The organism is Vibrio sp. THAF64, from assembly GCF_009363455.1.
Classification (GTDB): Bacteria; Pseudomonadota; Gammaproteobacteria; order Enterobacterales; family Vibrionaceae; genus Vibrio; species Vibrio coralliilyticus.
Genome location: NZ_CP045355.1, coordinates 3,279,348 through 3,301,768, shown reverse-complemented (window position 1 = coordinate 3,301,768; position 22,421 = coordinate 3,279,348). Strand labels below are relative to the sequence as shown.

Sequence of the window (22,421 nt, the reverse complement as noted above, 5' to 3'; positions counted from 1 at the left end):
TTTCCAGGCTTCCTAGCCAACCTGGGGGATGAATTTGATTCCGCTGCCAGAGTAAAATTAAGATAGCGGCTTGGTTCTGCAATAGATTCTCCGACCTTAGGGAAAGCCGGAGAATCGAGGTAGCGATACAATTAGCCTAGGTAAGATTCAAGCTCTTCGCTGCCACCAATGTGCTTACCACCGATGAAGACCTGAGGTACCGTTGTACGGCCTGAAATAGCACGCAAACTTACTGTTGTTGCATCTTTACCCAGAATCACTTCCTCATACTGAAGACCGTGGTCGATAAGATTTTGTTTCGCCTTGGCACAGAAAGGACAGCCTGGTTTAGTGAATACAGTGATCGATTCCTGTGTTTTGTAGTTAGGTGCGATGTAATTCAGCATAGTATCTGCATCAGACACTTTGAACGGGTCGCCTGGCTCGTTTGGTTCAATGAACATTTTCTCAACCACGCCATCTTTAACCAGCATGCTGTAGCGCCATGAGCGTTTGCCAAAGCCAAGATCGTTCTTGTCAACCAGTAGCCCCATACCATCCGTGAATTCACCGTTACCATCTGGTAGGAAAGTGATGTTGTCTGCTTCCTGGTCATTTTTCCAAGCGTTCATCACAAAAGTGTCATTCACAGAGACACAGATAATTTCGTCGACGCCGTGGTCTTGAAAGACAGGGAACAACTCGTTGTAGCGAGGTAGGTGACTCGATGAACAGGTTGGTGTAAATGCACCTGGTAGACTGAAAAGGATCACTGTCTTGCCTTTAAACAGCTCATCGCTGGTGACACTAACCCAAGCATCACCTTGACGAGTTGGGAATGTAACTTGTGGAACGTTTTGACCTTCTTTTGACGCAAACATAGTAGTGTCCTTTGGTAGATTCTGATTAATTCGTATTAGAGCTTAGCGTGTTTTTGCTAAGTGACTTTGTTTCGATGAGGTTATTATTCTAAATTTCCTTTGATAGCTCTAATCGTTTAATGCTATGGTTTTGATAGATGTTTTCTATCGTATCGAGATAGGTAAATTAGCAAGATGAATATCCGTGATTTTGAGTATCTGGTAGCGCTCGCTGAGCACAACCACTTCCGTAAGGCCGCTGAAGCCTGCTTTGTCAGCCAGCCGACACTGAGCGGACAGATCCGTAAATTGGAAGATGAATTGGGTACTGCCTTACTGGAACGTAGCAGCCGAAGAGTATTGTTTACCGATGCTGGTCTACAGCTGGTGGATCAGGCCAAACGTATTCTGTCAGAAGTAAAAACCTTTCGTGATATGGCGAATGGTCAAGGTGAAGCCATGACAGGGCCAATGCACATAGGTTTTATTCCAACAGTTGGTCCTTATCTATTGCCGAAAATCGTACCGACGTTGAAGGAACAGTTCCCAGAGCTAGAACTGTTCTTGCATGAAGCACAGACTCACCAGTTGGTACGTCAGTTGGAAGATGGCAAGCTCGATTGTCTGGTTTTAGCATCGGTAGCAGAAACGGCCCCATTCAAAGAGATTGCAGTATATGAAGAGCCATTGAGCGTGGCCGTACCGTGTGATCATGAATGGTCTGCTCTTGAAGAGATCGACATGCTGGAGCTGAATGGCAAAACCGTGCTTGCACTGGGTGATGGGCACTGCCTGCGTGATCAGGCGCTGGGTTTTTGTTTTGCCGCTGGGGCAAAAGATGATGAGCGTTTTAAAGCGACGAGTCTTGAAACTCTGCGTAACATGGTTGCTGCAGGGGCAGGTATCACTCTGTTACCCGAGTTATCGTTACCGAAAGAAAAGCAAAAAGATGGTGTGTGTTATGTCCGAGCGACTAACCCAGTGCCTTCTCGTAGCATTGTACTGGCGTACCGCCCTGGTTCGCCGCTGCGTGCTCGTTTCGAACAGCTGGCTGAAGCAATAAAGCATCAGCTTGAAGCTAAGTAAATCTTAGCTAATAAAAAAGGGCGGATGTCATGACATCCGCCCTTTTTGTTTTGATGCTGGTTAAAACAACTCTTCACTTTCAGCAGAGGTATAGATGCTGTCAGTAATTTCATCAGTGACGTATTCAGTCGGCTCCGTCCCTTCAAGGAAGTACTCAAACATCGAGCTTGAGTCGAACTTGTTGGTCAATAGCCCTGAATCACGGTCAATTCTTACGCGAACAATATTCGGCGGTATGACTTTCTGCTGAGCAGGTACACCCGCTAGGGCGGTGTGCATGAAGTCAACCCAAGCTGGCTGAGCGGTTTTCGCGCCGGCTTCGGCGCCGGAAATTTGCCCTTTGCCCAAATTGCTGTTTGGCTTGGTGCGGCCGAGCTTACGGTTGTGGTCATCAAAACCGACCCAGGATACGGCAACCATGCCTGGTCCATAGCCGTTGTACCACGCATCTTTCGAGTCATTAGTGGTACCCGTCTTGCCGCCCACATCGCGACGCTTCAGTGCTTGTGCTCGCCAGCCGGTACCGTTCCAGCCAGTACCATCGCGCCAGTTACCACCACCCCAAATGTTGCTGTACATCATTTCACGCACGAGGAAGGCGGTCTGCTCAGAGATCACCTGTGGCGCGTATTGAGGTGTTTGACCATCTTGAGGATCAACGTCTTGTTCCTGGAACTCGTTAGTGACGGTTTCTGTCGCCGTTTGTTCACAGTCTTGACGACAGATGGATTTCGGTGTCGCTTCAAACTCTACATCACCAAATGGGCCTTCCACTTTACTGATGTAATGTGGTTCAACGTAGTAGCCTCCATTGGCAAACACTGAGTAGCCTTGTGCCATCTTCATTGGTGTCAGACTGCCAGCACCAAGAGCAATTGTCTCAGAGCGTGGTACCTGATCAATATTGAAGCCAAATCGAGTCAGATACTGGCGCGTTTCATCTAAGCCCACTTCACGCAGCACGCGCACTGCCATGACGTTTTTAGATTGCGCTAAGCCGATTCTTAATCGAGTTGGGCCGATATAAGTTGGAGGCGAGTTTTTCGGGCGCCATGCTGTCCCTTGACTCTTATCCCACTGGTTAATCGGTGCATCATTGACCAATGTTGCCAGAGTCAGACCTTTATCGATAGCCGCCGAGTAAATAAACGGTTTGATACTGGAGCCAACCTGACGCACGGATTGCGTCGCGCGGTTGAACTTATTGTGAACGAAGTTGAAACCGCCAACCAGAGACAAGACTGCGCCATTTTCTGGGTCCATGGCAACAAACGCTGTATTGGCATTTGGCACCTGGCTTAAGTGCCAAGCAGTTTGTGTTTCGCCATCTTCAACAGGTGTCTCTACCTGACGGACCCAAATTTGCTCACCTTCTTCCAGTACATCCGTGGCCGCTTTTGGTGCTGGGCCTTGGCGGTCATCGGTGAGGAATTTACGCGCCCACTTGATGCCATCCCATTCGAGCGTTTTGACGCCTTGGTTTTTCACCCAGACAGTCGCTTGTCGGGCTGTGACTTGTGTGACGACCGCAGGGAGAAGGGAGCCGTAAGTTGGCACTCGGTCCAAAGTGTCGTCAATTTTTTCTTCATCGAATGCTGTCTGACCTGCTTTCCACAGGACTTTTTCAGCGCCGCGGTAACCGTGACGTTCATCGTACGCTAGCAGGTTATTGATGGCAGCTTCATTGGCAGCAGACTGCAGCTTAGAATCCACGGTGGTGTAGACATTCATTCCTGAGCTGTAAGCTTCTTCACCGTAACGCGCGACCATCCATGCACGAGCCAGCTCTGCTACATAAGGTGCACTCAGTTCAATCTCTGCGCCATGGTAGCGCGACATGATCTCTTCAGCACGGGCCTGTTGATACTCATCTTCAGTGATGTACTTTTCATCCAGCATACGCTTAAGGACAACGTTGCGACGGCTGGTGGCACGCTGAAGCGAGTAGATAGGGTTCATGGTTGACGGGGCTTTTGGCATGCCTGCCAAGGTGGCAATTTCACTCAACGTTAGGTTCTGTAGATCTTTGCCAAAATAAGTCTGTGCTGCTGCGCCAAAGCCATACGAACGGTAACCTAAGAAAATTTTATTCACGTACAGCTCAAGGATCTCTTCTTTACTCAGCAGTTGTTCAATGTGAATAGCGATAAAGATCTCTTTGATTTTTCGCATGATCTTTTTGTCATTGGACAAGAAGAAGTTACGTGCCAGCTGCTGAGTGATCGTACTCGCACCTTGCTTGGCCGAGCCTGAAAGAGCAACGACAACAGCAGCACGTGCGATACCAATAGGGTCGATACCGGGGTGATCGTAGAAACGGCTGTCTTCTGTCGCGATCAGCGCTTCAATCAGGTGTGGGGGAATTTCATCATAGGTGACCGGAATACGTCGCTTCTCACCAAACTGTGAGATCAGCTTGCCGTCTTGAGTGAATATCTGCATTGGTGTCTGCAGTTTGACATCTTTTAAAGTCGCCACATCGGGCAACTCTGGTTTTACGTAGAAGTAGAAACCAACAATGGTCCCGACCCCAAGTACCGTGCAAACCAATACGAAAATAAACAATCGCTTTATGAACTTCACCGGAGAATCCCTGATTAATTAAGCTTACGTTATGCAAACCTAGGTAGTTTAAGCTAAAACGTAGCTCAAATCTGTTTATGTGCTTACTAAATCAACGATTTAAGCCTAAGCGCTAAGCAAGTTTATGGAGCTGAGCTATATGGGTAAATCACTAATTACAGGCATAGATATCAGCCACCAGAGTATCAAAGCGGTGGTCTTAAAACCTGAAAAAGACACTTTTGCACTTGTTGGTTATCACCAAATGCCAGTCGAAGCGGACATTTTCACTGATAACTACAGGTTAAATTATCAGAAAATTGTAAAGAAACTCAAAGAACTAAGAAAGGCTTTGCCACTATTTAGTCGCAAAGTGTGTCTGAGTGTTCCTGATAGTTCAGTAATAAGTAAGCAATTACAAATAGATAGCAATTTGAGTGACGCCGAATGCCAGTTCGCGATTACTCAAGCTTTTGCGAGGCAGTCGTCTGTGGATGTGGAAGCGCTGTATTTGGATTTTACCTCACTGTCCCACGATAAGGCGCAAGACTATCAAGTCTACGCGGTGAGAAAAGGGTGTGTGGATAGTCGGGTTGCGCCATGCCTTAAAGCGGGTATGGAGCCTGTTCTGATCAACCCCTATTCACATAACCTTGCTCAGTTATGGCGACGTGCTGCAAAACAATATCAACAGTCAAATTGGTTACTGATTGACTTCAACTGGCACAGTATCGCGTTGTATTGTGAAGCTGAGCCATTACGCCTGATAGACAAAACGTTCAGCTTGGAAAGTCTGGAACATGACGTTATTTGCAAAACGTTAGAAAAGTTAGTTCTCCATATTCGGCTACTGGATATCAAACCTGACGGGATTTGGTTAAGTGGTGAAATCCATTTTTTCTCTTCGTTTATCCAAACAATGCAGTCCGATGCGGGACTGGCGTGTATTCCGCTTAAGCTGGGTGATTTGTTCTGCTGCAAGCAAGAAACGAGAGCAGACTTCGGTCCTCAATTCTCCCAAGCACTTGGGCTAGCGTTAAGTGGTGCTTCTTGGTTGGAGAAGCATAATGCAGCTTAATATTAATCTGCTGCCTTGGCGTGAAAGACAACGTCAGATGCAAATCCGTCGATTCCTGCTGAGTCTTTTTGCAGTAAGTGTTGTTGCTGTGCTTAGCATCGCGAGCGTGAGCCGATATTTGCAGTTACAACTGGATATTCAACAGGGGAGAGTCGAGCAACTGACAAGGTGGGATAGCAAGCTCGGGCAGCAACAAGCTCAGTTAAGTGCCATCGAAAAAGAGATAGAAGAATTGAACAGTGAGTTTGCTGCTTTGCGCAATCTGGATGCTAGACGCTATCTAATCGCCCAGCTAGAGAGCCTATTGCCTAGCGTACTTCCAAACCACGTCTATCTAGAGCAGATGCACACCACAGGAAAACAGGTCAGGCTTCATGGCATTGCATCCACAACAGAGCAGTTGTCTACGCTGTTAGCGCAACTTGATCGGACGCCTATAGCTGAGTCGGTTGCCATGCAATCGGTGTTACACCATCAGTCACAGAGTCAGCAAAACTATCAGGTTTTCACATTGACCTTTGAGCTAGTGGAACCAAAACATGATTGATCTACGTGATATTGACCTGGTGACGCTAGCTCAGTTACCTAAGCTCCAGAAGCGTATCATGTTAGGTGCTTATCTATTGGTATTGTTGTTATTGGGCTACGCCCTTTTTCTGTCCTCACAACTCGCGCGATTGGATTCGCAACTGGCCAAGGAGAAACAGCAACTAAGTGCTATTCAGTCTAAAAGTCACAATGTGTCGTCTCTAGAACAACGTAAAAGTGAGCTAGACTCTCTGCGGAAAAGAAATAACTTGCTGGAAAAACAAGTACTGCAGCCGATGGAATTACCCCAAGTTTTGAGTGATCTTCATCGGATTGCGGAGCAACATGATTTGGTGTTTCCACGCATAGTTCAGGGAAGTCAAACACATGCAGATTCCTACCTACAACGCTCGCTGCAATTTGAGCTCACAGGGCGTTACCGTCAAATTACGGCCTTCTTTCGATCAATCTTAACGTTATCTTATCCGGTTCACTTTGATGCCTTGCACTGGCGACGAGTACAGGCTGGCAGTAATAGACTGCATGTCAAAGGCCGCATCTATCTCTTTCAATCTAACCATGAGGTGAGTGATGCCAACTAAGTTCGCCATGCTATTCATTATATTGGTATTGCTAGGATGTAGAGCCAATCAACAGCCTATTGAACTGCTTGTGCCTAAAGCTGCTCAGCACCAACAGGACGAGAGCTCGGACTTTATCTCTACTATTGATAAACCTCATCTACTAGTGGTTTCTGATTTTCAATCAGAGCGAGATCCTTTTGCATTACCTGAGAGCATTTCACACGTTCGTACCGAGAAGCCACTTTGTCAGTCGAACCCTAACGTCGCTTCAAAGGGTGAGCTGGTAGGTTATCCTCTTCAGCAACTGCGACTGGCCGGTACGATGGGCAAAGAGCGTGAGCAAACTGCACTGATCGAGCTTCCTTCTGGGAACATTATAAAATCTAAGCTCGGGCACTCAATCGGTGTCAATAAAGGCACCATCACCAGCATTTCCTCAGATGTGATTCAAATTCGTGAGATGGTGAAAGATCATCAAGGGTGCTGGACTGCCAGAAATGTCAGGTTAGCGATGAACTAGGTGATATCGAAAATGGTTTTTAAGAAAGCAAGGTTGCTCGGTGTGCTGCTGTTTAGTTTGGTGATTACGCTTAATGCTGCAAGCAGTGAGGAGATGAAGCATGAACTTGAGATAGAGGGAAAGGTGTCAGACAAGCTTTCCGTCAATTTTCAGGATATTCCGGTGCGCCAGGTATTGCAGCAGATTGCGGATTACAACGATTTTAATCTGGTTGTGTCAGATGCCGTGTCTGGCAATCTGACCCTAAGAGTGAAGGAGGTTCCGTGGCCACAGTTACTCGATATCATTTTGCGTATGAAGGGATTAGAGAAGCGCATGGATGGCAGTGTGTTGCTGGTGGCAACGGCGGCTGAAATTGCTCAGTTCAGACAACAAAAGTTGGAACAGGAGAAAGTCACGGCTGAGCTTCAACCGTTAGAATCTGAGATTATCGCTATGAGGTTTGCCAAAGCGGCAGATATTGCGGCATTACTGAGCGATAGCGCTGCGACGCGGATGTTGTCTGAACGAGGGGTGATTTCAATCGATACTCGAACCAATAGCCTGTTAATTCGCGATGTTGCTATCAATATTCAAGCGATGAAGGCGATCATTACGGCATTAGATGTGCCGGTGAAACAAGTACAAATTGAGGCGCGCATAGTCAGCTTGAATGAAGGTGATTTACAGGAGTTGGGTGTGCGTTGGGGGTTCAGTTCGACCAACGGCAGTCACAGTGTGGGAGGCTCGATAGAAAATAACTTAGCCAATCTCAATCTGTATGGGGATTCGGACTCGTCACTGGACGATTTTCTCAACGTCAACTTAGCGGCGACGTCCGTGAACGCTTCGACGATTGCTTTTCAGGTCGCTAAGCTGGGCAGTGACACTTTACTGGATTTAGAATTGTCAGCGTTGCAAAGGGAATCGAGAGCAGAAGTTATATCCAGTCCGCGTCTGATTACCACCAACAAGCAACCTGCTTACATTGAGCAGGGGACTGAAATTCCTTATTTAGAGGCGGCCTCAAGCGGTGCAACCAGCGTGAATTTTAAAAAAGCAGTGTTAAGTTTAAAAGTCACCCCGCAAATCACATCGGATAACCGTTTGATTCTGGATCTGAATGTCACCCAAGATAGGCCGGGTCAAGTGGTCAAAACCGGCACTGGGGAAGCTGTTGCGATAGACACGCAACGTATCGGTACTCAGGTACTGGTCAATAATGGCGAAACCATTGTTCTGGGAGGCATTTATCAGCACAGTGTTTCGGATACGGTCGATCAGGTTCCGTTGTTAGGCGACATTCCTTTGCTAGGTGGGCTTTTTCGACGAACTTATCAGCAAATGGGTAAGAGCGAGTTGTTGATTTTTGTAACGCCAACAGTGGTTGCGCCTTAATCAATCAACAAACAGGCAAAAATAAATTTGCATTAGTGTCACCTTATCTAGATAATTTCGGGTCTTATCACGAATTATCTGTGAGGAATAGGTGCCACAAGCATATCTTTGACCAGAGAAATCTTGGTTTTCTTGTGGCGATGTCATTGAATTAACGTTGTAAATTACTGCTGAACATGGCTGAAAAACGCAATATTTTTCTTGTTGGCCCAATGGGTGCCGGCAAAAGTACAATTGGTAGACACTTGGCTCAACAACTTCATATGGAGTTTGTTGACTCGGACACTGTGATTGAAGAGCGCACTGGCGCAGATATCGCTTGGGTATTTGACGTTGAAGGCGAAGAAGGCTTCCGTGTCCGTGAAGAAAGGGTGATCAACGACCTGACAGAAGAACATGGTATTGTTCTGGCAACAGGCGGTGGCTCTATCAAGAGTAAAGAAAACCGCAACCGTTTATCGGCTCGCGGTATCGTCGTTTATTTAGAAACAACGATTGAAAAGCAACTTGCACGTACCAACCGTGACAAGAAACGTCCTCTGCTACAGACGGATAACCCTCGTGATGTGTTGGAGTCACTGGCTGGTGAACGCAACCCTCTTTACGAAGAAATCGCGGATTACACAGTACGTACTGACGATCAAAGTGCAAAAGTGGTAGCCAACCAGATCGTAAAAATGCTAGAAGAACGTTAATACGTTAAATTTTAGCAACTGGAGAATACCCATGGAACGGATTACGGTCAGTTTAGGTGAGCGTAGCTATCCAATCTCAATTGGTGCCGGATTATTCAATGATCCGGCCCACCTTTCATTTTTATCAGCGAAACAAAAAGTTGTCGTGATTACCAATGTCACGGTAGCGCCTTTGTATGCCGATAAAATCTTATCTCTTCTTGAGCAAGTGGGCTGTGAAGCCTCAGTTCTTGAGCTACCAGATGGCGAACAGTACAAATCGCTGGATACTTTCAATACCGTGATGAGCTACCTTCTCGAAGGTAATTTCGCTCGCGATGTTGTTGTCATTGCCCTTGGTGGAGGTGTGATTGGTGATTTGGTTGGCTTCTCTGCAGCGTGCTATCAGCGTGGCGTCGACTTTATCCAAATTCCGACCACTTTGCTGTCTCAGGTGGATTCGTCGGTTGGCGGTAAAACAGCGGTGAACCACAAGCTGGGTAAGAACATGATTGGTGCCTTCTACCAACCAAAGTCAGTGATCATTGATACCGACTGCCTAGCGACGTTGCCTGAGCGCGAGTTTGCTGCTGGCATTGCTGAGGTAATCAAGTACGGCATCATCTACGATCAGGACTTTTTTGTCTGGTTAGAAGAGAACCTTAACAAGCTGTACGAACTCGACGAGCAGGCATTGACTTATGCCATTGCACGCTGCTGCCAAATTAAGGCGGAAGTGGTGGCTCAGGATGAAAAAGAGTCCGGCATTCGTGCATTACTGAACCTAGGTCATACATTTGGTCATGCGATCGAAGCTGAGTTAGGTTATGGTAAATGGCTACATGGCGAAGCGGTTTCTTCCGGCACTGTGATGGCAGCAAAAACTGCGCAGCTTCAAGGGCTTATCACAGAGCAGCAAGTAGAGAGAATTCTCTCTATACTGAAGAGAGCACATTTGCCTGTGCATACACCAGACACTATGACTTTTGACGACTTCATGAAACACATGATGCGCGATAAAAAAGTGCTCTCTGGTGAACTGCGTTTAGTGTTGCCAACCAGCATCGGCAGCGCAGAAGTAGTTAAAGGTGTGCCTGAATCGGTCATCAAGCAAGCGATCGATTTTTGTCGCGATATCTAAGTTCTTTTCTTTAGACAGTGGACTGTCATTAGGATGGTTGAATGAGTTTGACGCATGAATCCCGTGTGTTGGAGTTAGATTCTCAAGTAGAATTGCTTGAGCGAATGCAATTGCTGACTAACTTCGGGTCAAACTTAGTCACTGTTGGCGGTGCATCAGGAGCCGGTAAATCTTGGCTCGCCCAACGATACCTTGAAGCGTGGGCGTCAGATAAAAACCAATCGCTCCTGATGTGTCATCCAAGTCAGGATGACCAACAACGCCGCACCATGATTCTGACTCAGCTCTTTTCTGAGCCGATGTTCAATCCTGCCGACCCATTAGCCGAAAGTTTTGCCCGCCAGATGGAAGGGGAAAGCTGCGATGCTGTTATCGTCGTTGATGATGCCGATTTACTGCAGGAATCCTTTGTCTCTGAATTGTGGATGTTGATTCTCGAAGCGCAGGAAAATCCGGCTTGGACAATCAACGTGGTTTTGTTCGCTCAGTCCAATAGTCTTGATGTGTTGTTGACCCGCCTTAGCTATGGTCAGGATCACAAGCCGATTGATTTAGAGATTGAAGCGCTGACCCAGGCTGAAGCGGATCGATTCTTTGAACACCTGGTGATTCGCTTTGTCGAAGATGAGAGAGAGAAGCGTGTACGTAACGCATACCGAACTGTTGCCCGTCGTCCGGGTGAGATTATGGCTTTAGGGGATCATAAAGTGGAAAAAAGGATCATTATCCGCTCAATCATTGGTTCACCAATCAATATTGCATTGGTGGTGATTACGTTGCTGGTGCTGATAGGTGGTGGTTATTGGTGGATGATGGGCCAACCTTCGCCAGATGACAAAGCGCAACAGATGACAGACTCTATCGAGCAGACTGTGATTCCAACGTTACCGGTTGATGCTCAATCTGATACTGAACAGCAAGGCTCAATAAGTGAAGAGCCGATTTCTGATCCTATGTTGTCTTCGGCAGAAGATGATTCGGAATCCCTTCCTCCGGCAGTGACCGAGCAAACTTCGAGTGTAGGTAATGCTTCGGATGATCATCAGCGCGTTGTGATTACCTCAGAAGTCGTAGATGCACTGTTGGAAGGTAAGCCTGAGAAAGTCGACACGACAACGATACAAGAAGTGGTTGAGCAATCAGTCCCTAAAGTGGATGTACCTGACACAACAGCGAGTGCGGTGGCTGAGCCTGCCGCACAAACTGAGGTTGCCACTCAGGTAGAAAAGCCGATTGTGAAGTTTTCTTTCACGAAAGATGAGCTGAAGAGCTTCTCCCCTCGCAGTTATACCCTTCAATTAGCCGCTGTGCGTTCTCTGGAGGATGTACAAGTCTTCTTAGATAAGCATAATTTGGCTGACAATGTGTATATATACCCGACTGTTCGCAACGAAGTAGAGTGGTTTATCATCACTTATCAAAACTATCCAACCATTCAGGTGGCGAGAGATGCCGTTGAAGCGCTTCCAGCTGATATACAGCAGCTGGATCCTTGGGCTAAATCTCTCAGTCAGGTCCACCGTGAAATTGATCGAGTGAAATAACGCTGAGCTTAGCGGGAAAATATGTTACATTCCGCAGCCTTAATTTGTGGTTGATAGATAGAGCAGTAGATGAAGAAGCAGCGTGCCTTCCTGAAATGGGCAGGTGGAAAATACGGACTTGTCGAAGATATCCAGCGATACTTGCCTGAAGGGCGTAAGCTGGTTGAACCGTTCGTTGGCGCTGGTTCGGTTTTCCTGAATACTGACTATGAGCAGTACCTACTTGCAGACATCAACCCAGATTTGATTAATCTCTACAACTTACTCAAAGAGAGCCCGGAAGCGTATATTTCCGAAGCAAAGCGTTGGTTTGTGCCTGAGAATAATCGCAAAGAAGCTTATTTGTCGATCCGAGCGCAGTTTAATGCGACGGACGACGTGATGTACCGTTCTTTGGCTTTTCTGTATATGAACCGTTTCGGTTTTAACGGCCTCTGTCGCTACAACAAGAAAGGTGGTTTTAACGTTCCTTTTGGCTCGTATAAAAAGCCATACTTCCCTGAAGCTGAGCTGGAATTCTTTGCCAAAAAAGCCAAGAAAGCGACGTTTGTATGTGAAAGCTATACCGATACCTTTAAACGTGCTCGTAAAGGCAGTGTAGTGTATTGCGACCCGCCGTATGCGCCACTGTCTAATACCGCCAACTTTACCTCCTATGCCGGTAACGGTTTTACGTTAGATGATCAGGCAGCCTTGGCGGATGTAGCTGAAAGAGCGGCGAAAGAGCGCCATATTCCGGTGTTGATTTCTAATCACGATACCACGCTCACCCGCCGCTTGTACCACGGTGCGGAACTCAATGTTGTTAAAGTGAAGCGCACCATCAGCCGCAATGGCGCTGGGCGTAATAAAGTGGATGAACTACTGGCATTGTTTAAGCCAGACGATCAGCACTAACGACATTTCTCTTATCTCATCTATCTTCTGGCCTTTAGCTTCGGTAGAATTGCGCTCAACTTGTATTCAATGGTTTTGCCCAATAAATTCTAGAGGTCAGGTATGAAAGATTTCCTTATCGCTCCATCCATTTTGTCTGCAGACATGGCTCGTCTTGGTGAAGATGTTGAAAAAGTGCTCGCAGCGGGTGCAGATGTGGTTCACTTCGACGTTATGGATAACCATTACGTTCCTAACCTGACTTTTGGAGCTCCTATCTGTCAGGCTCTGCGTGATTACGGTATTACTGCACCGATTGATGTGCATCTGATGGTGAAGCCAGTCGATCGTATTATTCCGGATTTTGCCAAAGCCGGTGCGTCTATGATTACCTTCCACATTGAAGCGTCTGAACACGTTGATCGCACACTGCAACTGATCAAAGAACATGGTTGTAAAGCGGGTGTGGTACTAAACCCAGCAACACCACTTTCTCACCTTGAATACATCATGGATAAGATCGATATGATTCTTTTGATGTCAGTGAACCCAGGTTTTGGTGGTCAATCTTTCATCCCTAAAACATTGGATAAGCTACGCGCAGTGCGCAAGATGATCGATGAGTCTGGCCGCGATATCCGTCTGGAAATTGATGGTGGTGTCAAAGTGGACAACATTCGAGAAATCGCTGAAGCGGGTGCGGATATGTTTGTGGCGGGTTCCGCGATCTTCAACCAACCTGACTACAAAGAAGTCATAGACCAGATGCGTGCTGAATTAGCAAAGGCAGAGTAATTGAATGAGCAATATTAAACTTATCGCGTTTGACTTGGATGGAACGTTATTGGATAGCGTGCCTGACCTAGCCGTGGCTGCTGACCAGGCTGTACAAGCACTAGGTTACCCAGCAGTAACGGAAGAGCAAGTTCGTGACTACGTAGGGAACGGCGCTGATGTTCTTATTGGGCGCTCGCTGAGTCGCAGTCTAACGGTATCGCCTGATTTGGATCCAGAACTGCATGCCAAAGCTCGTGTTCTTTTCGATGATTATTATGAGCAAAGCGGGCACAAGCTAAGCCACCTTTACCCTGCGGTTAAAGAAACCTTGGCCGAGCTGCACAAAGCGGGTTTTACAATGGCGCTGGTGACCAACAAGCCTTCGAAGTTCGTACCTGATGTGTTGGCAAAGCACGGCATTGATAAGTACTTTGTTGATGTGATTGGTGGTGATACTTTCCCAGAGAAAAAACCGAACCCAATGGCATTGACCTGGTTGCTTGAGAAACATGGTTGTCAGCCACAAGAAATGTTGATGGTGGGCGATTCCAAGAATGACATTCTGGCAGCGAAAAATGCGGGTTGCGCTTCGTTCGGTTTGACTTACGGATACAATCACGGCGAGCCAATTTCGCAGTCTCAACCGGATTTTGTTGCAGACACAATCGCAGATCTAGTGGATGTGGTAGCGGTTTCCGCTTAGTGGCAACAAAAGATCTTCCAAAATACTCGTTAATGAGTACACTGAGTGAACCGTGTGGCTAGAATCCACACGGTTTTTTTCATTTTTTAGATAAGAAGTCAAAGGAACTATTCCCATGAGCAAACCCATTGTATTGAGTGGTGTTCAACCATCAGGTGAACTAAGTATCGGTAACTACTTGGGTGCTCTACGTCAATGGCAACAGATGCAAGACGATTACGATTGCCAATATTGTGTTGTAGACCTTCATGCGATCACGGTTCGTCAGGAGCCGAAAGCACTGCATGAAGCGACTCTAGACGCATTAGCGATCTGTCTGGCAGTTGGTGTTGATCCACAAAAGAGCACGCTATTTGTTCAGTCACACGTACCAGAGCATGCTCAACTTGGTTGGCTTCTTAACTGTTACACCCAGATGGGCGAGCTGAGCCGTATGACTCAGTTTAAAGATAAGTCTGCCCGCTATTCGAAAGACAGCTCAAGCCAGTTTGGCGACGTGAACGTTGGCCTGTTCGATTACCCTGTACTAATGGCAGCGGACATCCTGCTATACGGTGCACACCAAGTACCTGTGGGTAGTGACCAGAAACAGCACCTTGAGCTAGCTCGTGATATCGCTAACCGATTCAACAATATCTACTCGCCTGAGCAGCCAATCTTCCAAGTGCCAGAACCGTACATTCCGACTGTGAATGCACGTGTTATGAGTCTTCAGGATGCGACGAAGAAGATGTCGAAATCAGACGATAACCGTAAGAACGTGATTACTCTGCTCGAAGAGCCTAAATCGATCATCAAGAAGATCAACAAAGCTCAGACAGATGCAGAAACGCCACCACGTATTGCCCATGATTGGGATAACAAAGCGGGTATCTCTAACTTAATGGGTCTTTACTCGGCAGCAACAGGTAAGAGCTTTGAAGAGATCGAAGCGCAATACCAAGGTGTTGAGATGTACGGTCCATTTAAGAAAGATGTGGGTGAAGCGATTGTAGCGATGCTCGAGCCTATTCAAGCTGAATATCATCGTATTCGTGCAGATCGCGCATACATGGATCAAGTGATGAAGCAGGGTGCTGAAAAAGCCTCAGCTCGCGCAGCTGAGACACTAAAGAAAGCATACGAAGCGGTTGGTTTTGTGGCTCGCCCATAGACCTGTCTGAATTTCGGTAAATATAAAAAACGGACTCATTTGAGTCCGTTTTTTATATCCAATTTTTGATGCTATTGAGCACCTTCAAAGCCCATCTGACGCCAAGCTTCAAAAGCGATAATGGCGACTGCGTTAGATAAATTGAGGCTGCGAGCATCGGGCATCATTGGGATGCGAATGCGCTGTTCCATTGGCATACTCTCAATCAACTCTGCTGGCAGGCCACGGGTTTCTGGGCCAAACAATAGAACATCGCCTTGTTGAAAATTTGCGTCGACGTGATGACCAGTTGTTTTTGTCGTACAGGCAAAAATGCGGAAGGTTTGACGCTCTTTTTCTAGGTACTCAACAAACGCTTGATAGTTTTTATGGCGAGTGACACGTGCTAAGTCATGGTAGTCTAGCCCAGCGCGGCGGACTTTTTTCTCTTCTAAATCAAACCCTAATGGCTCAATTAAATGCAGGTTTGCACCACAGTTAGCACACAGGCGAATGATGTTTCCTGTATTTGGGGCAATTTCAGGCTCATAAAGGGCGATATCGAACATAGTGTTAATTTCTTATCATCTGCTGGGAAGCTAAGCAGTATAAGGCGGCTTTAAAATGCCGCCAAGCCTGAAATGGTGAGTTTTTGCTATGCGTTTTGCGCTAGTGCTACTGCATAGTTCTCGCTAACCACATCCCAGTTAACCACATTCCACCAAGCGTCAATGTATTCAGGGCGACGGTTTTGATAGCTGATGTAGTAAGCGTGTTCCCATACATCCAGCGCTAAAATAGGCTCACCTTGAACGCTCGCAACATCCATTAAAGGGTTGTCCTGATTGCTGGTGGATGCAATGTGCAGCTTGCCATCTTTGACAACTAGCCAGGCAAAGCCGGAGCCAAATGTATTGATGGCTGCTTCGGCAAACAGAGATTTAAACTGCTCGAAGCCACCGAAAGTAGCGTCAATTTCCTTGGCTAATTCACCTTCAGGTTCACCACCTGCACCGGGTGCCATGCAATTCCAGTAAAGGATATGGTTGTAGTAGCCACCACCATTGTTGCGTACAGCAGGAGAGTGCTGAGATATATTGGCGAAGATGTCGCTTAGTGAGGCATCTTCCAGCTCCGTCCCTTTGACCGCAGCAACGAATTTGTCGAAGTAAGTGCGGTGATGCTTGCTGTAATGGACTTCCATGGTTTTAGCATCAATGTAAGGTTCGAGTGAGTCGTATGCGTAAGGTAATTCTGGGAAAGTGTGAGACATAGTAAATCCTCCGTAATTGAAGGATTTACTTTAAGTGATAATGAGATCCATTATCAACTGTGTTTTTATAAGGTTATTGCATGGGTACGAGTGGTAGACGAATTTCTACTCTCAAGCCTCCGAGCTCACTGCGCAGTGCTTGTATGGAGCCACTGTGCTGTCGAATCGCGTTTTCGGTGATCGCTAATCCTAAACCTGTACCGCCGCTGTGGCGATCTCGTGCGGTCGAGACCCGATAGAAAGGTCGGAAAATGGCTTCCAGTTCTTGCTCGGGAACACCTTCGCCATTGTCATCGACAGCAATTGTGAGCTGATCAGAATGGATGCTCAGTGACACCTGAATGACGTCTTTACCGTAATAAATGGCGTTACGCACAATATTGTCAACAGCACTCATCAGTAATTTAGGATTGCCCGAAATGGTACGCTCTGGAATAGCATCGTAGCGGAGTGTTTTGTGCATCTGTTCGGCTTCAAATTGCGCATCAGAGAGTATCGCTTCCCACAGGCTACCAATAGGTTGTTGTTCACGCTCAACATGGCTGTCGACTTGCATTCGAGACAGCTCGAGAAGTTCGCCGATCATCTGTTCTAATCGCTGTGCCTCGGTATCAATTCGATTGAGTTCAGGGCTCTCTCCTTGCTTGCGTGACGCTAAGGCCGTGGCCATTCTCAATCGAGTCAGTGGAGAGCGTAACTCATGTGAAATGTCGGATAACAAGCGCTGTTGACCAGAGATCATCTGATTTACTGCTTCAACCATCTGGTTAAAGCTTTTACCAGCCTGACGGAATTCAGACGTGCCTTTTTCCAGTTGTGGGTCGACAAAAAATTCGCCTTTCGCGACCCGTTTAGCAGCGCGCTCCAACTTACGAGCGGGTTGACTTAACGCCCATGCTAACCAAAGCAGTAGAGGAGTGCTGACCAGCATCACTGCGAACAGCAGCTGAAATGGTTTATCAAACAGGCGAATCAAAAATGGTGATGGTTGATTCCACTTCATGCCGACGTAGAGCAGAAGATCTCTCTTAGCCAGAGTAATGGGAAGTGGGCCTGCCACCATATAGTGGCCATACAATCTTTGCTTAGGATGTTCAGGGTTTTCGATACTGGTGATAAAGTTCTGTACGGCTTTGAGTTTGAAATCTTTGCGGTCACGCGTGGTCAGAATATTGCCTTCCAGATCTGTCAGAACAAAGCGAGGGCGGGGATCGCGTGGTGAACGCTTTGGACCTTCAAGCTGGAATATAATCCGGCGAAGATCCTGTTCGCGCGCAAAGTTCTTCTCTATCTTCTGTTTGATCCCGATGAGTTTTTTATAATGATCGGTCGGAATATCCCTCGATTTTCTTGGATCCAAATGAGGTAACGACAGCACGGCGATCAGCACCAAAAACATGGTAAACCAGAAGATGGCAAAGATACGCCCGTATAGGCTGGTGATCTTAGGCAGACGCATCAACTTTCCTCAACCAGCAAATAGCCGCGTCCGCGCAGCGTTTTAATACGAGACTTGCCATCTTCGCGCTCAGGCAGTTTTTTGCGTAGGTTGGATACGTGCATATCAATGGCGCGGTCAAATGCTGCTAAGCGTTTGCCCAGAACATCTAAGCTGAGCGTTTCTTTGGTCAGCGTTTCGCCTGGATGCTGGACAAAGTGGCTCAGGAGTGCGAACTCCGTGGTGGTCAGATCTAGGTACTGCTCTTGGCAGTAGGCTTCCTGCTTGCCCGGATAGATTTTGATGTCCTGATACTGAATACAATCACTGTTTTTGTTGCCGCCTTTCGATTGAGTGCGACGTAAAATAGCACGGATTCGGGCCAGCAATTCACGGTCACTGAAAGGTTTTGGTAGATAATCGTCAGCGCCTAGTTCCAAGCCAATGACACGGTCAATTTCTTCGCCTTTCGCAGTCAGCATCAAGACAGGGGTTTCCCAGTGTTCACGCAAGCGCTTAAGGGTTTCCATTCCATTCAGCTTAGGCATCATGACATCGAGCAGCACTAAATCTATGCTGTCGTTAATGGCTTCAAGCCCTGCTTCTCCGTCGTTGGCTTCAGATACGCGATAACCTTCAAATGTCAGTACTTCTTTGAGCAGGCTGGTCAGTTCGGTGTCATCGTCAATCAATAGGATGTTGGCCATGGAATACGTCTCTCAATCATATCGGTTACACTAATATTACTGATTATTCGTCGAGAGCTTTAGTTTAATTTTTGCTCTTTACGATTCTTTACGCTCTCTAGACGTCACTTTACGTTGCAGTTCGTAATCTACACTCAAGCGCTGTCGAGACAGCTTGATTCCATCCCTCTGGATATGAAAGGTACGATTATGAAAACTGCAAAGAAACTGGTATTGGCTGCCGTTGTTCTTCCCCTCACATTAGGTACCGCGAGTGCATTTGCTTACGGTGGTAAAGACCACAAGAAAGGCCCACATGGTGAATTTGGCTTTGACCGCGGCATTATGCGCCAGCTGGACTTGACCGATGCGCAAAAAGATCAACTGAAAGAAATGCGCCAAGCCAACAAAACGGAAATGAAAGCGAAGTTCAAAGATAACTTTGAAAGCCATCATGCAGAGATGCAGGCTAATAAAGAAAAGGTTCAGGCGTTGCTACTCGCTGATACATTCGATGAAGCAGCAGCCAACGAGCTGGCTAAGCAAATGGTTGAGAAGCAGACTGAGCGCAGAGTGAAGATGCTTGAAAAGCAACATCAGATGCTGAGCATTCTGACACCGGAGCAGAAAACCAAATATGTTGAGCTGCAGAAAGAGCGCTCTGAAAAGCGTTTAGAGAAGATGCAGGAGCGTTTTAGCGACAGCTGATATTTGTATGCAGATTCAGGCGGCCAATTGGCCGCCTTTTTTTGTATCATTTTTATTCAATAATTTGCGGGTTATACTTAAGGTAATGTTTTTCAAACGCTTTACTTTATGAAACACGAATATGCGCGCTTGGTGACACTGGCTGCTTGGACAGCTACGATTGTCGCGACGTTACTGCTGGTGGTAAAACTGGCGGCGTGGTGGGTAACGGGCTCGGTCAGCTTACTCGCCTCATTGATTGACTCTATGCTTGATATTGCCGCTTCTCTGGTCAACCTTTTTGTCGTCAGGTATTCACTGCAACCTGCCGACAGGGAACACACCTTTGGCCACGGCAAAGCGGAGTCTCTGGCTGCATTGGCTCAGGCGATGTTTATCTCTGGCTCTGCGGTATTTCTTATTCTCAATGGTGTTGAGCGCTTCTTCAGGCCTCATGAATTGCAATCTCCCGAGTACGGGGTGTACGTCAGTATGTTTGCCATTGCGGTCACTTTCGCTCTGGTGCAGTTCCAGAAACATGTTGTGAGGAAAACGGGCAGCCAGGCCATTGCTGCGGACTCTTTGCATTATCAGTCCGATTTGTACATGAACGCTGCGATTATGTTGGCGCTTGGTTTGAGTTGGTTCGGTGTAACTCAGGCAGATGCCGTGTTTGCAGTGGGCATTGGTCTGTACATTCTTTATAGCGCTGTGCAGATGGTACGGGAAGCGATTCAGACCTTACTGGACCGTAAGTTGCCAGATGAAGAGCTGGAAGCGATCAAAGCATGCTGCCTGTCTGTCGATGGAGTCTTAGGAGTTCATCAATTGAGGACCCGTATGTCAGGTCCAACACGTTTCATTCAGCTGCACTTGGAGCTTGAGGATCAGATTCCTTTGATTGAAGCACATCGCATTTCCGATCAGGTTGAGAATCAGCTACTTGAGCTATTCCCCCATGCCGATGTATTGATCCACCAGGATCCTTATTCAGTAGTTTTCGGGCCAGAGAAAGAGCAAAAAATCCAAGATTGGTAAACCAGGATTAGGAAGGGGTAGCCCGCAGCGACAAAACCGCGCTTATTGACTATCTTTTCATCGGGACGACAATTCACTGTGATCCTGATATGTATCAAATCAGTGAAAGCGCAAAGCTGTAATACTCTTACATAAGTAGAAAAGTTACATAATTTCGTGCAAATAAAAGTAGTATTCCTTGCCCGTCAAGGTAACATATTGCGCAGCTATAAGAATCTTGTCAGTAATTTGGCTGAAAATTGCTGACGTAAAAATTGAAATAAGATTCCCAAAAATCGAGGGTGAGCATGATTAAGAAGATCGGTGTTTTGACAAGTGGCGGTGACGCACCAGGCATGAACGCGGCAGTACGCGGCGTGGTTCGCACAGCTCTATCGGAAGGTTTAGAAGTTTTCGGCGTTTATGATGGATACTTGGGCCTGTACGAAGACCGTATCAAGAAGCTTGATCGTTCAAGCGTATCTGATGTGATCAACAAAGGTGGTACTTTCCTAGGCTCTGCACGTTTCCCTGAATTCAAAGACGTTGCTGTGCGTGAAAAAGCGATCGAAAACCTTAAAAAACATGGTATTGAAGCGTTAGTTGTTGTTGGCGGTGACGGTTCATACATGGGTGCGAAGAAACTAACAGAAATGGGTTACCCATGTGTTGGTCTACCAGGCACCATCGATAACGATATTGCTGGTACTGATTACACTATCGGTTACCTGACGGCGCTCAACACTGTTATTGATGCGATTGACCGCCTGCGTGATACCTCTTCATCTCACCAGCGTATCTCTATTGTAGAGATCATGGGTCGTCATTGTGGCGATCTGACTTTGATGTCTGCGATTGCTGGCGGTTGTGAGTACATCATCACACCAGAAACGGGACTGGATAAGCAGAAGCTGATCAACAATATCCAAGACGGCATCAAGAAAGGTAAGAAGCACGCGATCATTGCTCTGACTGAGCTGATGATGGACGCCAATGAGTTGGCTAAAGAGATTGAAACGGCAACAGGCCGTGAAACTCGTGCGACAGTATTGGGTCACATCCAACGTGGTGGTCGTCCAACCGCATTTGACCGTGTATTAGCTTCTCGTATGGGTAACTATGCTGTCCACCTACTGATGGATGGTAAAGGCGGCCGTTGTGTCGGTATCCAGAAAGAACAACTGGTTCATCACGATATTATCGACGCGATTGAAAACATGAAACGTCCAGTACGTGAAGACCTTTACAAAGTTGCGGAAGAGTTATTCTAAGCAGCAATGAATAAAAGAAAACCACCCAATTGGGTGGTTTTTTTATGTCTCGCGCGAGGGGGAATTCTCTTTGATGTTTGAGCTCCTGCGCCGCTGAATTTTCTGATGCACGCCACGACGTAGGGCCTGAATTCGATTCTCGGCTTTATCGACCCCGAGCAAAACAATCAGTGCCAATACTGTAATGACAACAGATTGCTGCAAATAGCCAAGACCAATCATAAGTCCCAAGGCTGCCAGCAACCAAATCACGGCAGCTGACGTTACGCCATGGATTTTACCGTCCAATGTCATCATCACTCCAGCGCCTAAGAATCCAACACCAGTAATGATCTGACCCAGCACTCGCGCTTGATCTAAGGTGTTAGGCGAAAGAGAGGCTGCCATTGACATAAACAGATAAGTACCAGCGATGATCAGAATGGAAGTTCTTATACCGACTGGTTTGCCCCTTGTTTGACGTTCGACACCAATGAGAAGGCCATTTATCGCGCAGCACAGGAGGGCATGCCAATCAAAGGGGCCTAAGTCGAGCAAGGAATCTTGCAAAATGTACATAGTGTTCTCCTAAACCGCGAAGTATGCAGAGTGGTCTCGGTTTAGGCGAACAAAAGATATTTGTCTTAAG

The 22,421-nt window shown here is 46.9% G+C and carries 23 protein-coding genes; 16 read left to right on the top strand and 7 right to left on the bottom strand.

The features are described from left to right. Positions 1-131: 131 nt before the first annotated feature. The gene (locus FIU99_RS15405) at positions 132-860 is read right to left on the bottom strand and encodes a redoxin family protein (RefSeq protein ID WP_006957164.1); all 729 of its coding nucleotides are present in this window, start codon (positions 858-860) and stop codon (positions 132-134) included. A gap of 174 nt (positions 861-1,034) precedes the next feature. On the opposite strand from FIU99_RS15405, the gene oxyR reads away from it, so the two are divergent. Continuing rightward, entirely contained in the window at positions 1,035-1,925 is an 891-nt protein-coding gene (gene oxyR, locus FIU99_RS15400; RefSeq protein WP_006957163.1) for a DNA-binding transcriptional regulator OxyR, read from the top strand. Positions 1,926-1,985: 60 nt separating this feature from the next. On the opposite strand, the gene FIU99_RS15395 is transcribed toward oxyR, so the two are convergent. Further along, positions 1,986-4,508 (bottom strand): penicillin-binding protein 1A, encoded by a 2,523-nt coding sequence (locus FIU99_RS15395; protein WP_006957162.1) that lies wholly within the window; start codon positions 4,506-4,508, stop codon positions 1,986-1,988. Between the two features lie 139 nt (positions 4,509-4,647). On the opposite strand from FIU99_RS15395, the gene pilM reads away from it, so the two are divergent. The 12 genes from pilM (at position 4,648) to trpS (ending at position 15,442) form a co-directional block, all read left to right on the top strand. Further along, the gene (gene pilM / locus FIU99_RS15390) at positions 4,648-5,565 is read left to right on the top strand and encodes a pilus assembly protein PilM (protein ID WP_006957161.1); all 918 of its coding nucleotides are present in this window, start codon (positions 4,648-4,650) and stop codon (positions 5,563-5,565) included. Then, positions 5,555-6,112: a PilN domain-containing protein gene (locus FIU99_RS15385; RefSeq protein ID WP_006957160.1), complete on the top strand. Its 558-nt coding sequence runs from the start codon at positions 5,555-5,557 to the stop codon at positions 6,110-6,112. Before pilM ends, FIU99_RS15385 begins: the two co-directional genes overlap by 11 nt. Beyond that, positions 6,105-6,695 carry a type 4a pilus biogenesis protein PilO gene (gene pilO, locus FIU99_RS15380; RefSeq protein WP_006957159.1) on the top strand — a complete coding sequence of 197 codons (591 nt, stop codon included), beginning with the start codon at positions 6,105-6,107 and terminating at the stop codon, positions 6,693-6,695. Before FIU99_RS15385 ends, pilO begins: the two co-directional genes overlap by 8 nt. Continuing rightward, positions 6,685-7,197, top strand: coding sequence for a pilus assembly protein PilP (locus FIU99_RS15375; protein ID WP_006957158.1), 513 nt, complete (start codon positions 6,685-6,687; stop codon positions 7,195-7,197). The genes pilO and FIU99_RS15375 overlap by 11 nt, the downstream gene beginning before the upstream one ends. 12 nt (positions 7,198-7,209) lie before the next feature. Next, entirely contained in the window at positions 7,210-8,574 is a 1,365-nt protein-coding gene (locus tag FIU99_RS15370; RefSeq protein ID WP_152472360.1) for a type IV pilus secretin PilQ, read from the top strand. A 176-nt stretch (positions 8,575-8,750) separates the two neighbouring features. After that, positions 8,751-9,269 carry a shikimate kinase AroK gene (gene aroK / locus FIU99_RS15365; protein ID WP_006957155.1) on the top strand — a complete coding sequence of 173 codons (519 nt, stop codon included), beginning with the start codon at positions 8,751-8,753 and terminating at the stop codon, positions 9,267-9,269. A 31-nt stretch (positions 9,270-9,300) separates the two neighbouring features. Continuing rightward, positions 9,301-10,389 (top strand): 3-dehydroquinate synthase, encoded by a 1,089-nt coding sequence (gene aroB / locus FIU99_RS15360; protein WP_006957153.1) that lies wholly within the window; start codon positions 9,301-9,303, stop codon positions 10,387-10,389. 41 nt (positions 10,390-10,430) lie between these two features. After that, positions 10,431-11,933 (top strand): SPOR domain-containing protein, encoded by a 1,503-nt coding sequence (locus FIU99_RS15355; protein WP_006957151.1) that lies wholly within the window; start codon positions 10,431-10,433, stop codon positions 11,931-11,933. Between the two features lie 69 nt (positions 11,934-12,002). Beyond that, positions 12,003-12,830: a Dam family site-specific DNA-(adenine-N6)-methyltransferase gene (locus tag FIU99_RS15350; protein ID WP_006957149.1), complete on the top strand. Its 828-nt coding sequence runs from the start codon at positions 12,003-12,005 to the stop codon at positions 12,828-12,830. Positions 12,831-12,932: 102 nt separating this feature from the next. After that, a complete protein-coding gene (rpe, locus tag FIU99_RS15345) occupies positions 12,933-13,604 on the top strand; it encodes a ribulose-phosphate 3-epimerase (RefSeq protein WP_006957145.1) in 672 nt (223 codons plus the stop codon). Between the two features lie 4 nt (positions 13,605-13,608). Further along, positions 13,609-14,289: a phosphoglycolate phosphatase gene (locus tag FIU99_RS15340; RefSeq protein WP_152472359.1), complete on the top strand. Its 681-nt coding sequence runs from the start codon at positions 13,609-13,611 to the stop codon at positions 14,287-14,289. A gap of 115 nt (positions 14,290-14,404) precedes the next feature. Beyond that, entirely contained in the window at positions 14,405-15,442 is a 1,038-nt protein-coding gene (gene trpS, locus FIU99_RS15335) for a tryptophan--tRNA ligase (RefSeq protein WP_006957143.1), read from the top strand. A 71-nt stretch (positions 15,443-15,513) separates the two neighbouring features. On the opposite strand, the gene trmL is transcribed toward trpS, so the two are convergent. The 4 genes from trmL to FIU99_RS15315 form a co-directional block, all read right to left on the bottom strand. Then, a complete protein-coding gene (gene trmL / locus FIU99_RS15330) occupies positions 15,514-15,990 on the bottom strand; it encodes a tRNA (uridine(34)/cytosine(34)/5-carboxymethylaminomethyluridine(34)-2'-O)-methyltransferase TrmL (RefSeq protein WP_006957142.1) in 477 nt (158 codons plus the stop codon). A gap of 86 nt (positions 15,991-16,076) precedes the next feature. Beyond that, entirely contained in the window at positions 16,077-16,694 is a 618-nt protein-coding gene (locus FIU99_RS15325; RefSeq protein ID WP_006957140.1) for a superoxide dismutase, read from the bottom strand. A gap of 73 nt (positions 16,695-16,767) precedes the next feature. Then, entirely contained in the window at positions 16,768-18,153 is a 1,386-nt protein-coding gene (cpxA, locus tag FIU99_RS15320; RefSeq protein WP_152472358.1) for an envelope stress sensor histidine kinase CpxA, read from the bottom strand. Beyond that, positions 18,153-18,839 carry a response regulator gene (locus tag FIU99_RS15315; protein WP_152472357.1) on the bottom strand — a complete coding sequence of 229 codons (687 nt, stop codon included), beginning with the start codon at positions 18,837-18,839 and terminating at the stop codon, positions 18,153-18,155. The genes cpxA and FIU99_RS15315 overlap by 1 nt, the downstream gene beginning before the upstream one ends. A 189-nt stretch (positions 18,840-19,028) precedes the next feature. Here FIU99_RS15315 and FIU99_RS15310 point away from each other — a divergent pair, with 189 nt between their 5' ends. From FIU99_RS15310 to pfkA, 3 genes are all read left to right on the top strand, one after another. Beyond that, positions 19,029-19,526 carry a CpxP family protein gene (locus tag FIU99_RS15310; RefSeq protein WP_006957137.1) on the top strand — a complete coding sequence of 166 codons (498 nt, stop codon included), beginning with the start codon at positions 19,029-19,031 and terminating at the stop codon, positions 19,524-19,526. A gap of 108 nt (positions 19,527-19,634) precedes the next feature. Beyond that, positions 19,635-20,543, top strand: a complete 909-nt coding sequence (gene fieF / locus FIU99_RS15305; protein WP_006957136.1) for a CDF family cation-efflux transporter FieF — start codon at positions 19,635-19,637, stop codon at positions 20,541-20,543. A gap of 287 nt (positions 20,544-20,830) precedes the next feature. Continuing rightward, positions 20,831-21,793, top strand: a complete 963-nt coding sequence (gene pfkA, locus FIU99_RS15300; protein WP_006957135.1) for a 6-phosphofructokinase — start codon at positions 20,831-20,833, stop codon at positions 21,791-21,793. Between the two features lie 42 nt (positions 21,794-21,835). Here the strand turns inward: pfkA and FIU99_RS15295 are convergent, their stop codons facing one another. Then, positions 21,836-22,351: an MgtC/SapB family protein gene (locus FIU99_RS15295; protein ID WP_006957133.1), complete on the bottom strand. Its 516-nt coding sequence runs from the start codon at positions 22,349-22,351 to the stop codon at positions 21,836-21,838. Between the last annotated feature and the right edge of the window lie 70 nt (positions 22,352-22,421).